This is a genomic window from Collinsella sp. CLA-ER-H2 (assembly GCF_040092405.1).
Lineage (GTDB): Bacteria > Actinomycetota > Coriobacteriia > Coriobacteriales > Coriobacteriaceae > Collinsella.
The window spans coordinates 15,409-29,811 of the sequence record NZ_JBBNLO010000027.1; the positions used below are offsets into that span (position 1 = coordinate 15,409).

Consider the following 14,403-nt stretch of genomic DNA (forward strand, 5'->3'; position numbering starts at 1 on the left):
GACTGGCCCTGGGTGTTACTTACTTCGATAGCTGCTCGGAGACGAAGGCGAGAGACTTATCGCCGTTCTGGGAGAGCTCGATGTACTGCTTGCCACGGCAGGCGACGCACTTGTTGCCCACGCGCTCGCAGTCCTTCTGCAGGTCGGCCAAGTAGCTGGCGGCCTGCGGGGCCAGGACGACCAGGTCAAAGTCGGGGAGCATGTCAACGTGGTTGCCATAGGCCTCGGCAGCGGTCTCAAGATTGATGCCGCGCTCTTTGGCAGCCTTGGCCAGCGCGTTGGCGAGCAGGCCCGAGGTACCGCCGCCCTGGCAGAGCACGAGCACGCGCTTGCCGTTGAGATCGCTGGCGGCCGTTGCCTCGGCAGCGGGTGCTGCGGAAGTGGCGGGGGCGTCAGCCTTCACGGCCTCGGCGGCAGCGCCGGCAGCAACGCTCTTGGCGTCAGCCTTGCCCTGGAAGGCATCGTTGAGCTTGGCGGCCTTCTCGGCGTTCTTGGCGGCGAGCTCCTCCTGGGAGATCTCGGCCTCCTCAGCGCACTTCTGGGCGTCATAGGCACGGAAGAACGGGTAGTACAGAACGAAGTCGACGACCAGGATAAGGGCGAGCATCACAAAGGCGAGCGGCTGGAAGCCCAGGCCCATGATGGTGCCGATGGGGCCGGGGACGGTCCAAGGCAAGGTGTACATAAAGCCGTTCATGCCCAAGAAGTCGATAAAGATCTTGAGGATCCAGATGTTGGCGATCGGGGCAAAGACAAACGGGACAAAGAAGACGGGGTTGAGCACGATGGGTGCGGCGAACAGCAGCGGCTCGTTGACGGCAAAGCACACGGGGACGATGGCGGCCTTACCGACGGCGCGCATTTCCTGAGACTTGGCCAGGAAGCAGAACATAAAGACCAGGACGAGCGTGGCGCCGGTGCCGCCCATGCAGACGACGAAGTACTGGGCACCCTGGGTCAGGACAGCGGAAGCGTGCTGGCCGGCCTGGAACGCAGCCAGGTTGTCGGTCATGTTGGCAACGAGAGCGGCGGCGATGGCGGGCTCAACGATCGAGGGGCCGTGGACGCCCACGAACCAGAACAGGCTCATGGCGCCGTAGATTACAGCGAGGCCGATGTAGCCATCGGCAGCGGTGAACAGGGGCTGGAACACCTGGATGACACCCTGGGCAAAGCAGAAGCCAAAAGCAGCGCGGAAGACGATGTCAAAAACCCAAAAGACGGTGATGCAGACGGAGAAGGGGATGATGTCCTTAAAGGTCTGCGAGATGTTGGGCGGAACCTGCTCGGGCATCTTGACGGTGATGTTGCGCTTAATGAAGAACTTGTAGATGATGCCGGTCACAAACGCAGCGATGAAAGCGGTCAGCAGGCCCTTGGAACCAAGGTAGGTGGTGTTGAAACCGCTGGCAGCGTCCGTGGCGATGGTGTCGCTCGAAAGGAGCAAGAAGCCGATGATGGCCGCGCACATGCACGAGATAAAGTTGATCTGGTTGTTCTTGGGCAGATCGCGGTTCTGAGCGTCGGCGAAGTGCTTGGCCGTGGTGGCGGCGCAGGCGATGGCCAGGATGCCCATGGAGTAGTTGTAGCACTTCCACAGGGCGTTGTTGATATCATCGGGCCAGTAGAAACCCCAGATGTTGGGGACCGAGGCTACCAGGCAGAAGATGGACGAGAAGATGATGATGGGGATGACGGAGATAAAGCCGTCGCGGATCGCCTTGAGGTACTTGTTGCGGGCGATCGCGTTGAAAAAGGGCTGGCCCTTTTCGATGATGGCGATGAGTTGCTCCATGCAATGCTCCTAAGAGTCGGTGGGTTAGCAACGATGGTAGCTTTTGGCGTTCGGTTGCCAAAATGTTGACGTTGCCATTTTGTGACACAAAAAAAGAAGCGAACCGGTGGTTCCTGTGCCTGTGGACCGTCGATTCCATGCGCGTAAACGTTTGAGCCGCCCGGTGGCTCTGTGTTTGCACAATGGCAACGTTAACATTTGGTCGACAAAAGCCGTTCGGGGAAGCAAAAATGTCGGTGAACGGTAGGTTTTGGGTGGTGAGCGTATGGTGGGGGAGGCGTTGGATATACTTGAAGACGTTTCATTTGAATGCGCAGGGTGCCACCAATGGCATCGTTGACATAGAAAGATCGATCTATGGCCGCTGTTAAAAAATCGGTATCCGTCAAAGACGTAGCGCGCCTCGCGGGCGTCTCGGAGCAGACAGTCTCGCGCACCGTGCACGATTCGCCCAGCGTGCGCCCCGAGACCAAGGAACGCGTGCGTGCCGCCATGCGCGAGCTGGGGTATCGCCCCAATTTTGCCGGTCGATCGCTGCGCCGTGGCAGGTTTAAGACCGTCGGCGTCGCCATGTTCAACATTACCGGTACCGGCAACCTCGACCGTATGGAGGGCTTTGCCGCCGCGGCCGACAAACATGGCTATGCCATCACCCTCACTAAAGTAGACGGGCATCCGTATACCCTCGAGAGCGCATCGTCACGCATGAGCGCGCTGCCGGTAGACGGTATGGTCGTGATCATGAACCGCATGCCGGCAGACTTTGGCACTTTTGAGCCGCTGCCCGGTATGCAGACGGTGCTCGTTACCATGCTGGAGCACCCGCTCTGTTCAACGGTCGATAACGACCAGTTCGATTGCTCGCGTCAAGTTGTCGAGTACTTGCTGGGGCGGGGGCACAAGACTGTGCACTTTATCTCATGCCCCGAGCGCTCGCTTTCGGGCATGCGGCGCGAGGAAGGCTGGCGCGAGACATTGCGCGCGCATGGCATTGAGCCCCCGCAGCTCGTGCGCGGCGACTGGACGGCACAGAGCGGATATGCCGCAGGCCAGGCTCTGGCGGATGATCCGACCTGTACTGCCATCTATGCCTCCAACGATGCCATGGCATATGGCTGCATTCGCGGGCTCGAGTCGCGCGGAAAGCACGTGCCCGAGGATGTGAGCGTGGTGGGTGTTGATGACAGCCTGGGCGATATCGTGCCCGATTGTCGCCTGACCACGGTGCGCTTTGACAACAAGCGCGTCGGCATGTGGGCGGTTGACAAGATTGCCGGCGCCGAGGGCGTTGAACCCGGTGTGGAGCACATGCTGTTTCCGGGCGTGCTCGTCGAGGGCGATACGGTACGCGATTGGCGCTAGGGCGCGGGTCTGTTTGGGTTGCCGCTAATTGTGTTCGATATTGTTTGGATTGGTTTAAAAACCGTTCACGGGCGAAAAGTGACCGTTCATAGCTCGAAATTACGTTTTGCGCTGTTCCTTTTTGTTTGAATGTTATTGTTTCTGTCATACACAGCGCAGCGCGTATGCCCGGACGCGATGCTCTCCGTTGGTTCATATGTGAAAGGAACGCAATATGGCAACCAAAGAAGAAATCTCGATGGTTGGATTCGAGATTGTCGCATACGCAGGTGACGCCCAGACCGATCTGCTTGCAGCGCTCGATGCTGCTCGCGAGGGTGATTTTGAGAAGGCCGAGCAGCCGCACAAGGATGCCAGCGATGCGCTCATCGGTGCCCACGACACGCAGACCAAGCTGCTTTCGCAGGAGGCCGGCGGCGGCGAGATGGAGATGACCTTCATCATGGCCCATGCTCAGGACACTCTCATGACCACTATGATCCTGGAGAAGCAGACCCGCTTTACCATCGATGCCTACAAGCGCATCGCCGAGCTCGAGGCCAAGCTCGCCTAACGAGCCCTCACAACCCAGTCTCCTTCCAAAAGCTCTGCCGCTACCCGCGGCAGGGCTTTTTCTGTCCTCCTCCAAGTTGCGGTGAAATAGGGACTGAATAGGGGCCGGCGGGCACAAAACAAACCCTATTCCACCGCAACTCATCCCGAGACAGTCATTGGGGACGTTCTTAAACGACTAGTCGTTGGGGACAGTCTTGGAGCTTCTGCACGCCCTCCCGTTCGGTTTTTCGATGGGTGGGTATACTTCCATCCGCAATGCAGGCCGGAATGAGGAGGTGTCCAAATGCCGGACAACGGATTGATTCAAAAGACAGATGCGCACGAGATGGCTCATGGGCGTCCTGTCCAGATAACCGAGCATACGACGGTAACCGAGCTGCAGCCCAGCCTGTCCGATGTCGTGTGCGCAAACAAAAAGCTGCAGATTGGCTTTATCGTTGCGCTCGTGGTACTGGCGCTGCTGTCGGGCTTTGTAGCTCGTCCGCATTTTGACGATACCAAAACTTGGGACTCTACCATCGAGGTCATCGATCAAAAGAAGGGCAATGTTTTGGCGCTCACGACCTCGTGCGTGGCGCTGTCTGCGGGCATCACTGCGTTGCCGGGTGATACGGGAACGCCGGTTGCCGAGCAGCTCGCACAGCTTTCGGGTAACTTGGGTATCGTGCTTGCCGTGCTCTACCTCGAGAAATATCTGCTGACCATTTTGTGGTCGGTTGGTCTAGGCATCCTGATCCCGTTTGCGCTGGTGCTCTTCGCGATCTCACTTGGCGTTCATGGGCGCTGGAGTACGAGCGCCGTCCTGCGCCGCGTGGCGACTCGCGTGTTGGTGGTCGCCATGATCGGAATGGCCTTGGTGCCTGCAAGCGTATGGGTGTCGCAAAAGGTCGACGAAACGTATCGAGTGAGCATCGAGGCGGCCGAGCAAAAGGCGGCCGACGCTGCGGGTGCTGCAGATAGCGACAGCTCCAAAGCAAGCAAGAAAAAGACCGAGTCCACAGAGTCCAAGAATGTGCTTGAGCAGCTTGCCGACGGCGCCTCGAGCCTGGTCACGTCGGTAACCAGTGGTGCCAAGCAGATGACCGATGAAATTGTGCAGCAGGTGACCAATCTGATCGAAGGCGTCATCGTGATGATCGTGACCTCGTGCGTTATCCCATTGCTGGTGCTCGCAGCGTTTTTGTGGCTGGGGCACACGTTGCTGGGAATCGATATTTCCGGTCCAGCGAGCTATTTGACGGGCCGTTTTCTGAGTACTCCGTCCAAGCACACCAAAAAGGGTGGGCAGTCCGAGTAACTAAAACAGCTGTATATACCGGGGCATACCGCCGAAGGGCGGCCGAGATGCGTTCTCGGCCGCCCTTTTTGTTTGTTGAATACGTGGCAGGCTGGGCTTTTCCCAATCCCAAGCGGTCAGCAATCATCCGCGAGCGGTATTTGTTCAAAAAAGAACAGAGATAAACAAATAATTGTTGCAGTCGATGTTCGAATGTGTTCAAATAAACATGAACAGTGAAGAATCGCATATTCAGATGCCCGGACCTGAACGCGATTCAACACTTCCAAACAGAAACTACGCACCTGCGTATCTCTCAAGGAGGATGTCATGAGGGTTGTAATCGCTTCCGATGCCGACGGTATGTCGATGAAGGAGTCCATCAAGGAGATGCTTATCGCCGACGGTCACGAGGTCGTCGACTATTCCGAGACCCCTGCCGCGGACTTTGTCGATTCCGCGACCGCCGTTGCCAAGGACCTGCTGGAGCACAAGGATTCCCAGGGCTTCGCATTCGATAAGTACGGCGTCGGCTCCTATATGGCCGCCGTCAAGATCAAGGGCATGGTCGTCGCCAACATTTCCGACGAGCGTTCCGCCTACATGACCCGCGAGCACAACGGCTCGCGCATGGTCACCATGGGCCCGGGCGTTGTGGGCACCGAGGTTGCCAAGAAGATCGCCCGCGAGTTCCTGCGCGCCCAGTACGCCGGCGGCCGTCACCAGATCCGTGTCGACATGCTCAACAAGATGGCCTAACGAGAGCCACCGAGAACTCGAACTTCTACCTCAACTTGTGAATTCAGACGAAAGGACGTTCTGATGAAGAAGACCATCGCAATCGGTTGCGACCATATCGTTACGGACGAGAAGATCTATCTGGCCGACCGCCTGGAGCAGGCTGGCTACAAGGTGCTCGACTGCGGCACCTACAGCCACACCCGTACGCACTATCCCATCTACGGTAAGGCCGTGGGCGAGGCTGTTGCCAGCGGCAAGGCCGACTTTGGCGTGGCCCTGTGCGGCACCGGCATTGGCATCACCAACGCCGTCAACAAGGTTCCCGGCGCCCGCTGCGCCCTGGTTCGCGACATGACCTCTGCCCTGTATGCCCGTCGCGAGCTCAACGCCAACATCGTGGGCTTTGGCGGCAAGATCACCGGCGAGTTCCTGATGGCCGATATCATGCTTGCCTTCCTGGAGGAGCCCTACGAGAAGACCCCCGAGCACGATGCCCTGATCGCCAAGATCGATGCCTGCAATAAGGCCGATGCCGAGGCTCAGGCTGACCCGCACTTCTTTGACGAGTTCCTCGAGAAGTGGGACCGCGGCGAATACCACGATTAGCGGGTATCCGGCGTAATTAACTAGTCCGTTGACGGCTCGCGTTTCTGTGAGGGGGCGCGAGCCGGTTTTCTATCAGCCCAATTGGCCCAGCGGGCTGGACGTGCATTGTTCTTTTGTTTGCGGCGCTGCCTCATTACCTTTCTGCTAAAGGCACGACGTTCACAATGGATCGTGCGAGATGATATGTGAAGGAGAAGATTCCCATGGAGTTTGTTCTTGATAACGGCTCTGTCCGCATTGCGTTGAGCACGGCGGGCGGGTCGTTCACTTCTATTGCGGCCAACGGCCGTGAGTACCTGTGGCAGGGTGACCCGGCGGTCTGGTCGGGCCAGGCGCCCATTTGTTTCCCGATCTGCGGTGGCCTTCGTGACGGTCGCGCAATGACCATGGGCGGCCGCGAGGTAAAGCTCGCCCGCCACGGCTTTGCGCGCAAACAGGAGTGGAAGCTCGAGGAACAGAGCGACAACATGGTTGCGCTGAGCCTAAGCTCTACCGACCATGCCGAGTTGCTCGAGCAGTACCCGTATCCGTTTAAGATCGTTGCTCGTTACACGATCGATTCGGAAAAGGTGGCCGTGTCGTACGAGGTGACCAATGAGGGCACCGAGGACATGCCGTTCTTTGTGGGCGGTCACCCCGGCTTTAAGTGCCCGCTCGACGAGGGCGAGTCCTATGACGACTACGAGCTCCGTTTTGAGCAGCGTGAGGCCACCGAGCTCTGTACTGCCGTTCCCTCGACGGGCTTGATTGATGTTGAGCATCGCAGCAAGAACCCCATGATCGGCCAGAACCTGCCGCTTACCCACGAACTCTTTGACTTCGCGGAGACCATCTTCGACGTGCTCGAGAGCCGCGTGGTTACGCTGACCAAGAAAACCGAGGACAAGGGCGTGCGCCTGACGTTCCCCGATATGCCGTACCTGATTGTGTGGAGCAAGCCCGAGGGCGACTTTGTGGCTGTTGAACCGTGGGGTGGTCTGTCCACCTGCTCCGACGAGGACGATATCCTGGAGCACAAGCGTGGCTGCCTGGTGGCCAAGCCGGGAGAGACCGTCACCCGCGGCTTTGAGATCGAGATCCTTTAACGAGTTATCGTATGTTTGGGGCGGGTCATGCCGCCCCGGAACAGGAGTTCAACATGATTCTGACCGTTACCATGAACCCGTCGATTGATACGCGTTATCAGCTCGACAAGCTGATCATCGACGATGTTAACCGTGTGACGCCCGAAAAGACCGCTGGCGGCAAGGGCCTCAACGTGAGCCGTGTGCTGCTGCAGTTGGGCGACGATGTGCTCGCGACCGGTCTGCTCGGCGGCCACATGGGTGCCTATATGGCCGAGCTTATGGATGCCGACGGCGTCAAGAACGACTTTGTGCCCATCGCCGGTGAGACGCGCATTTGCCTGAATATTCTGCACGAGGGTAATCAGACCGAGCTGCTGGAGAGCGGCCCGCAGATCGCCCCGGCCGAGCTCGAGGCCTTTACGGCCAAGTTCGCCGAGCTTGCAGCGAAGGCGGACGTTGTGACGCTTTCGGGCTCGCTGCCGCGTGGCGTCGATGCTGGCTACTATGCCGAGCTCGTCAAGATCGCCGAGGAGGCGGGTGCCAAGGTGCTGCTCGATACCTCGGGTGCATCGCTGGAGGCCGCGCTTGAGTCCGACGCTAAGCCTGAGCTCGTAAAGCCCAACCTGACCGAGATTAATGGCCTGCTGGGTACGTCCTTTACGACTGATGATGTCGATGCCCTGCGCGAGGCGCTCGCCGCCGATGGCCGCTTTGCCGGTATTCCCTGGGTTGTCGTCTCGATGGGCGCTGCCGGTTCGGTGGGCTTCCATGAGGGTCGCGCGTTCCGCGCCAAGACGCCCGCGATTGCGGCTGTGAACGCGACGGGTTCCGGCGACTCGACCATCGCCGGCTTTGCGCATGCCATTGCTGCCGGCGCCGACGACGTCACGGTGCTCAAGACCGCCAATACCTGCGGCAAGCTCAACGCCATGGATCCCAAGACCGGGCATTTGGTTATGGACCGCTGGGACGAGGTCTACAACAGCGTTGTCGTGACTGAACTGTAGGGTTACGCGGTTTTACCAAACCGCGTAACGGCGCGACGCTGCAAACGCCCCTAAGCGGCAATCTGACGTTCAATCGTCGGGCATGACCAAAAGGTCAATGCCCTCCTCTTTCACGTCACCTTGCTCGCTTAGGGGCGTTTTCGCTGTCGTTGCCAAGACACCGGCGTTGCCTTGGTCGCAAGTAGTCATTGGGGACGCTCTTTAATGACTAGTCGTTTAAGAACGCCCCTTAAGAATGACCCCAATGACTACACTCAAAAACGGCGCCCGCCGGCGATGTTGCCGGCGGGCGCCGCTGTCGCGTAGGCGCTATTCGTTGAGTGCGTGCGTTCGGGCTCGCTGCTACAGCGAGTCGATAAAGCGCTGTTGGGCGGCGCGGCCGGCTTCGTCCCACTTAAAGACGCCGGCGTTGTCGAGCACGTGGCCAAACACCACGCCGACCTCCTCGTGCAGGATATCGATGGCGTTGTCGGCCGTAAGCTCGTTGACGCGGCGGGCATAGACATCCTCGGCCCATGCGGCGTGGCTGCGGCATAGATCATCGCCCTCGAGTGCACCGGCAAGGTCGTAGCTGGCATCGGCCTTGGCGGCCAGCAGGTGCTCGCGGACGGCGCCGAGCTCGGGAACCAGGCGTGGCGGCAAAATGGCCAGGCCCATGACCTCGATCAGGCCGATGTTCTCCTTCTTAATGTGGTGGTACTCGGCATGCGGGTGGAATACGCCCAGCGGATGCTCGTCGGTCGTGATATTGCAGCGAAGCGCCAGGTAGGCCTCGTAGATTTCGCCGCCGGCGTTGCCGCGGGAGTCGACGCGGCGGATGACGGGCGTTACGGTGTTGTGCGCCACGCCATCGGCTGTGTGCGCGACGACGCCAACCGACTCATCGGTCCACTCGCGCCAGGCAAGGATAATCTTCTCGGCGGCGTCGAGCAGCTGGGCGCGGTCGTGCGAACGCAGTCGCAGCACCGAGAGCGGCCACTGCAACACGGTACCGCTGACCTGGTCAAAGCCGGGCACGCTAAACTGCGAGACCTCAGCGGCGTGCATCATGGGGAACTCGTGTGCGCCGCCCTGGAAGTGGTCGTGCGACAAGATCGAGCCGCCCACGATGGGCAGGTCGGCGTTGGAGCCAATAAAGTAGTGCGGGAACAGGTCCACAAAATCGAGCAGGCAGGTCAGACCCTTGCGGTCGACGTGCATCGGGCGATGCTCGGAGCTCATAGCAATGCAGTGCTCGTTAAAGTATGCGTACGGGCTGTACTGGAAGCCCCAGCGCTCGTCGTCGAGCTGAATGGGGATAACGCGTAGGTTCTGGCGGGCGGGATGGGCGCCGCCGTCGGCTGCGGCGGAGCGTCCGGGATAGCCCTCGTTCTCGATGCACAGCTGGCAGGCGGGATACTTCTCGCCCGTGTTCTTTGCGGCGCCGGCTGCGGCAATGTCGCGCGGGTCCTTCTCGGGCTTCGACAGGTTGATGGTGATCTCCAGGTCGCCCCAGTTGGTGGGGGTGCGCCATTTGATGTTGCGCGCGATGGCGGCACGGCGCACGTAGCCGGCGTCGCAGCACAGACCGTAGAACCAGTCGGTCGCGGCGCGGGGCTCGTTGACGCCCATGCGGCCGTTGAACTCCTCGTTTACAACCGAAGGCCTCGGCATGAGCGCGCCCATGATGCGCATGGCGATGCGGTCGCGGCCCGACACCGTGTCTTCGGCAGCACCGTTGGCAACGGCGGCCTCGGAAAGCGCGGCGAGCGTGCCCTCCAGGTCAAAATCGGGCAGGGTATCGGGGTGCAAGAGCGAAATCTTCTCGGTCTTGAGCGCCCAGGCCATGTTGAGCGCGGGGCCCGTGGCGCCGATGCACTCCAGAATGGTGTTGTAGGCCCAGATGCGGTCGTCCTGTCCGATCATCGATCGGTGGATAGCGTACTCGATCAGGTTCTGCGCAGCCTCGCGCGCGTCGGTCATTACAGCCATGCCGCGTAAGCCCCCTTGTCAGAGATAGCGTAGTGACGGGCAGAGCCCTCGCCCAGCCAGCTGTTCATCTTGGTGATAAAGGTGTCGACCAGATCGAGTGGCACAAAGGCCTGGATGGTGCCACCAAAGCCGCCGCCGTGGATACGGACGGCGCCGCGGCCGTCGAGCACGTGCTCGGCCAGTGCCAGGGCATACATCGAGGGCTGCTCGGAGCCCAGCTTGGCAACAACGTTCTGCAGGTACATGGCAGAGCTGGCGCCGGACTCGCGTGTCAGGACCAGGAACTGGTCGATGTCGCCGGCGTTCAGGGCTGCCCAGCGCTTGTCGACCAGGCCGTTCTCGTACCAGTAGTGAACGGCGCGCAGGCAGGCACGGTCGCCCAGCTTAGCACGCAGCTCGGGGAGCTTGGCGTCAAAATCGGCAACGTTTACCTCGCACAGGCGTGCCTTGCCAAACTCGGCGGCGACGTCTTGCATTTCGCGCGGAACGGCGGCGTAGTCGTCGGTAGCGGCCACGTGGTCGGCGCCGACCTTGACGAGCACGAGCGCGTAGCCGTGATCCTCAAAGTTGAGCTCGAGCTTCTGGGTCTTAGGCTGGGCCTGATCCTCAAAGTCCATGTAGGCGAGGCCGCCCAAGCAAACGGCGGCCTGGTCCATCAGGCCGCAGGGCTTGCCGTAGTAGTTGTTCTCGGTGCGCTGGCTCATCTGGGCGAGTGCGACGGGCTCAATGGCGGGCGCTCCCCAGAGCGTCTCCATGGCACGACCGTATGCCGCCTCGACGGCAGCGGAGCTCGAAAGACCGCCGCCCGAGGGGACGGAGCAGGTGAAGGCGAAGTCGAAGCCCTGGGGCTCAACGCCAAGGGCTGCAATCTCATGGGCCATGCCGCGGACGAGGCTTGCGGACGTGCCCTTCTCGGACTCTTGAATATCCAGCGTGTCGAGCGTGATCTCAAAGGTGGGGTAGCCCTCATCGGCAACGCGGACCTTGTTGGTGTCGGTCGCTACGGCGATGCCGTCAACGGCGACATCGAGCGAGCCGGCGATGACGTGGCCGCCCTCGTGGTCGGTGTGGTTGCCACTGATCTCGGAACGGCCGGGCGCGTGCACATAGAGCACCTGGCGATCGCCGATGGTGCCAAACTCCTCCTCAAACAGCTTGGTGAGCGTGGCGAATGTCTTTTCGTCGGGGGTGGTCATGGGAGTCCTTTCCTTGGCGCGCACGGGTGGGTTTTGCGTCGTTATGAGTACGTTAACAACTTGAAGCGGCATGAACCAAGTGTTCACAATACCGCACGTTACGGGCTATGTTAACGTACTCATAACACATCGCTTGTCACTTTTTGAGAATCTGGTAATCGGTAGAAATTCAGCCGTGAACGGTACTACCGTATGGACTTATAAAGCAGAAGAGATGCAGATAGAAAAAGTAGAGTACGTTAACATGCGTCCGACGATAGCGGGCCTCGGCGCGGGATGTATTTCTGCCCGGGCCGGCATTCACGCTATTCAGATCTCGCAAGGGTGAAGGTGATCCTGTGGCAAGGCGCCCGTCCAACGATACCAGTTCGCGTCCGGTCTCCATGGCCGACGTCGCCCGCGCTGCCGGCGTTTCGCAGCAGACGGTTTCGCGCGTCGCCAACGGCTTGCCTAACGTTAACGAGCAGACGCGCCAGCGCGTACAGGCCGCTATGCAAAAGCTCGGCTTTCGTCCGAGTTATGCCGGTCGCTCGCTGCGCGACGGCCGTTATCATTCGGTCGGCCTGTGCGTCAACGATGTCACCAAGTTCGGCAACCTCTCAATGATCGACGGCATCGCCAGCGCTGCTCGCGAGCATAATTGCGCCATCACGCTGGTCGAGATGTCCAAGACCGAGGAGTTTTCGCTTGCCGAGGCCACGCGTCGTATGGCCGCATTGCCGGTGGACGGCATCATCATCGGTATGAGTCGCATGGCGCCCGATTTTGAGACGTTCGATCCACTGCCGGGCATTGGCACGGTCATCGTTACCATGTACGCGCACCCGCAGGTGACCACGGTCGATTCCGACCATTACGGCTGCTCGCTATTGCTTATGGATCACCTGTTTGAGCTAGGGCACGAGCAGATTCGCTATATTGGCGGCCCGTCATTCTCGGTCGACGAGCAATTTCGTCGCGCCGGTTGGCAGGATGCACTCGAGCGTAAACACATCGAGCCGGCAGAGCCGCTCGAGGGCGACTGGTCTGCCAACAGCGGCTACGAGGCCGGCAGGTACCTGGCCGAGCACGATCGCACCATGACGGCGATTTACGCGGCAAACGACCAGATGGCAAATGGCGCGATTGCAGCGCTGCGCGATAGCGGTCTGCGCGTGCCCGAGGACGTGAGCGTGGTGGGCGTCGACGATTCGCTCGATGATTTTGTGGCACACAACGAGCTCACGACCGTTCGATTCGATTTGCATCAGCGTGGACGCGAGGTGTTCGAGCACGCGGTTCCCAAGGCGGGGGCAACGGACAAAACCGTTGCCATTCGTATTCCCGGCCAGCTTATCGTTCGACATACCACGGCAGCTCCGCGCACATAGTTTTTGCAGGTCAATGGCGATATATTCCGCCTCAATAACAATCGATAAGGATGCTGGCAGATAGCCGTGGCTATGAAGACGAGTGCTATGATAGACGGGCTCTTTTGTCTATCTAGGAGGCTTTGCCTGATGGAGATCACCAAGGATATCCGCTACATTGGCGTTAACGATCACGACATCGACCTGTTCGAGGGCCAGTACGACGTGTCCGAGAACGGTATGGCATACAACAGCTACGTTATCTTGGGCGACAAGATCGCCGTCGCCGATTCGGTTGACGCTGACTTTGTCGACGAGTGGCTCGGCAACCTCGAGGCCGTGCTCGATGGTCGTACGCCCGACTACCTGGTCGTTCATCACATGGAGCCCGATCACTCCGCCGGCATCGCTGCCTTTATGGAGCGCTATCCCCAGGCGCAGATCGTGGCCAGCATGGGTGCCTTCCGCATGATGGTCAACTACTTTGGCACCGACTTCCCCGAGCGCAAGATGGTCGTCAAAGAGGGCGATGTGCTCGACCTGGGCGGCCACAGCCTAACCTTTGTCGGCGCCCCCAACGTTCACTGGCCTGAGGTGATCTTCTCCTACGAGTCCACCGACAAGGTGCTCTTTAGTGCCGACGGCTTTGGCAAGTTTGGCGCCAACGACATCGAGGATCCCGAGGGCTGGGCTTGCGAGGCTCGCCGCTACTACTTTGGCATCGTCGGTAAGTTCGGCAAGTTCGTGCAGACCGTGCTCAAGAAGGCCGCCGACCTGGACATTCAGATCATCTGTCCGCTCCACGGCCCCGTACTGACCGAGAACCTGGGCTATTACCTCGACACCTATAACACCTGGTCGAGCTATCAGCCCGAGGACGAGGGCATCACGATCGCCTATGCGAGTGTGTATGGCCATCTGAAGGCTGCCGTTGAGGAGCTTGCATCTGCGCTTGAGGCTCGCGGCCAGAAGGTCTCCGTCTTTGACCTGGCTCGCGACGACATGGCCGAGGCCGTTGAGGATGCGTTCCGCTACGACCGTCTGGTGCTCGCTTCCATCACCTATCAGGGCGAGATCTTCCCGTTCATGAGCACCTTTATCCACACGCTTGCCGAGCACGCCTATCAGAACCGTACGGTGGCACTCGTCGAGGCCGGCTCCTGGGCGCCCACCGCTGCCAAGGTTATGACCAAGGAGCTCGAGGGCATGAAGGACATCACCCTGGCGCAGAACAAGGTGACCGTCCTGGGTTCGCTCAACGACGCCTCGCGCGCTCAGATCGAGGCCCTCGCCGACGAGCTCTCCAAGTAGCGATATTTCGCTTTTAACGAGCAAAACCACCACGAAGGGGACAGTGAACTGCGCCCCGAAACTTGGACTGAATAAATAGCGACTACGCCGCAAGGGCCCGGTTCCGGAACTCCTCCGGCGTCAGGCCCTTCAATCTTACCTGCCTGCGCCGCGTGTTCCAATGGGCT

At 60.0% G+C, this 14,403-nt stretch carries 12 protein-coding genes; 9 read left to right on the forward strand and 3 right to left on the reverse strand.

The window, feature by feature from the left end; translation table 11 throughout:
- Positions 1-19: 19 nt before the first annotated feature.
- Entirely contained in the window at positions 20-1,795 is a 1,776-nt protein-coding gene (locus AAAX59_RS07980; protein ID WP_349071383.1) for a lactose/cellobiose PTS transporter subunit IIB, read from the reverse strand.
- Between the two features lie 357 nt (positions 1,796-2,152).
- Here AAAX59_RS07980 and AAAX59_RS07985 point away from each other — a divergent pair, with 357 nt between their 5' ends.
- From AAAX59_RS07985 to AAAX59_RS08015, 7 genes are all read left to right on the forward strand, one after another.
- Positions 2,153-3,157, forward strand: coding sequence for a LacI family DNA-binding transcriptional regulator (locus AAAX59_RS07985; RefSeq protein ID WP_271749006.1), 1,005 nt, complete (start codon positions 2,153-2,155; stop codon positions 3,155-3,157).
- A gap of 214 nt (positions 3,158-3,371) precedes the next feature.
- Positions 3,372-3,710: a PTS lactose/cellobiose transporter subunit IIA gene (locus AAAX59_RS07990; protein WP_349071384.1), complete on the forward strand. Its 339-nt coding sequence runs from the start codon at positions 3,372-3,374 to the stop codon at positions 3,708-3,710.
- Between the two features lie 285 nt (positions 3,711-3,995).
- Positions 3,996-5,009 carry a hypothetical protein gene (locus tag AAAX59_RS07995; RefSeq protein ID WP_349071385.1) on the forward strand — a complete coding sequence of 338 codons (1,014 nt, stop codon included), beginning with the start codon at positions 3,996-3,998 and terminating at the stop codon, positions 5,007-5,009.
- 309 nt (positions 5,010-5,318) lie between these two features.
- Complete coding sequence (lacA, locus tag AAAX59_RS08000; RefSeq protein WP_006234830.1) at positions 5,319-5,747, forward strand: galactose-6-phosphate isomerase subunit LacA; 429 nt, start codon at positions 5,319-5,321, stop codon at positions 5,745-5,747.
- Between the two features lie 63 nt (positions 5,748-5,810).
- Positions 5,811-6,335 (forward strand): galactose-6-phosphate isomerase subunit LacB, encoded by a 525-nt coding sequence (lacB, locus tag AAAX59_RS08005; protein WP_006234831.1) that lies wholly within the window; start codon positions 5,811-5,813, stop codon positions 6,333-6,335.
- Positions 6,336-6,538: 203 nt separating this feature from the next.
- Positions 6,539-7,420 (forward strand): aldose 1-epimerase family protein, encoded by an 882-nt coding sequence (locus tag AAAX59_RS08010; protein ID WP_349071386.1) that lies wholly within the window; start codon positions 6,539-6,541, stop codon positions 7,418-7,420.
- A gap of 53 nt (positions 7,421-7,473) precedes the next feature.
- Entirely contained in the window at positions 7,474-8,409 is a 936-nt protein-coding gene (locus tag AAAX59_RS08015; RefSeq protein ID WP_349071387.1) for a hexose kinase, read from the forward strand.
- A gap of 342 nt (positions 8,410-8,751) precedes the next feature.
- Here the strand turns inward: AAAX59_RS08015 and AAAX59_RS08020 are convergent, their stop codons facing one another.
- Together AAAX59_RS08020 and AAAX59_RS08025 are read right to left on the reverse strand one after the other, a co-directional pair.
- Complete coding sequence (locus AAAX59_RS08020; protein ID WP_349071391.1) at positions 8,752-10,371, reverse strand: UDP-glucose--hexose-1-phosphate uridylyltransferase; 1,620 nt, start codon at positions 10,369-10,371, stop codon at positions 8,752-8,754.
- Positions 10,371-11,576 (reverse strand): galactokinase family protein, encoded by a 1,206-nt coding sequence (locus AAAX59_RS08025; protein WP_349071388.1) that lies wholly within the window; start codon positions 11,574-11,576, stop codon positions 10,371-10,373. Before AAAX59_RS08025 ends, AAAX59_RS08020 begins: the two co-directional genes overlap by 1 nt.
- A 383-nt stretch (positions 11,577-11,959) precedes the next feature.
- On the opposite strand from AAAX59_RS08025, the gene AAAX59_RS08030 reads away from it, so the two are divergent.
- Positions 11,960-12,946 carry a LacI family DNA-binding transcriptional regulator gene (locus AAAX59_RS08030; RefSeq protein WP_349071392.1) on the forward strand — a complete coding sequence of 329 codons (987 nt, stop codon included), beginning with the start codon at positions 11,960-11,962 and terminating at the stop codon, positions 12,944-12,946.
- A gap of 129 nt (positions 12,947-13,075) precedes the next feature.
- Positions 13,076-14,236, forward strand: a complete 1,161-nt coding sequence (locus tag AAAX59_RS08035; RefSeq protein ID WP_349071389.1) for an FprA family A-type flavoprotein — start codon at positions 13,076-13,078, stop codon at positions 14,234-14,236.
- Positions 14,237-14,403 lie beyond the last annotated feature (167 nt).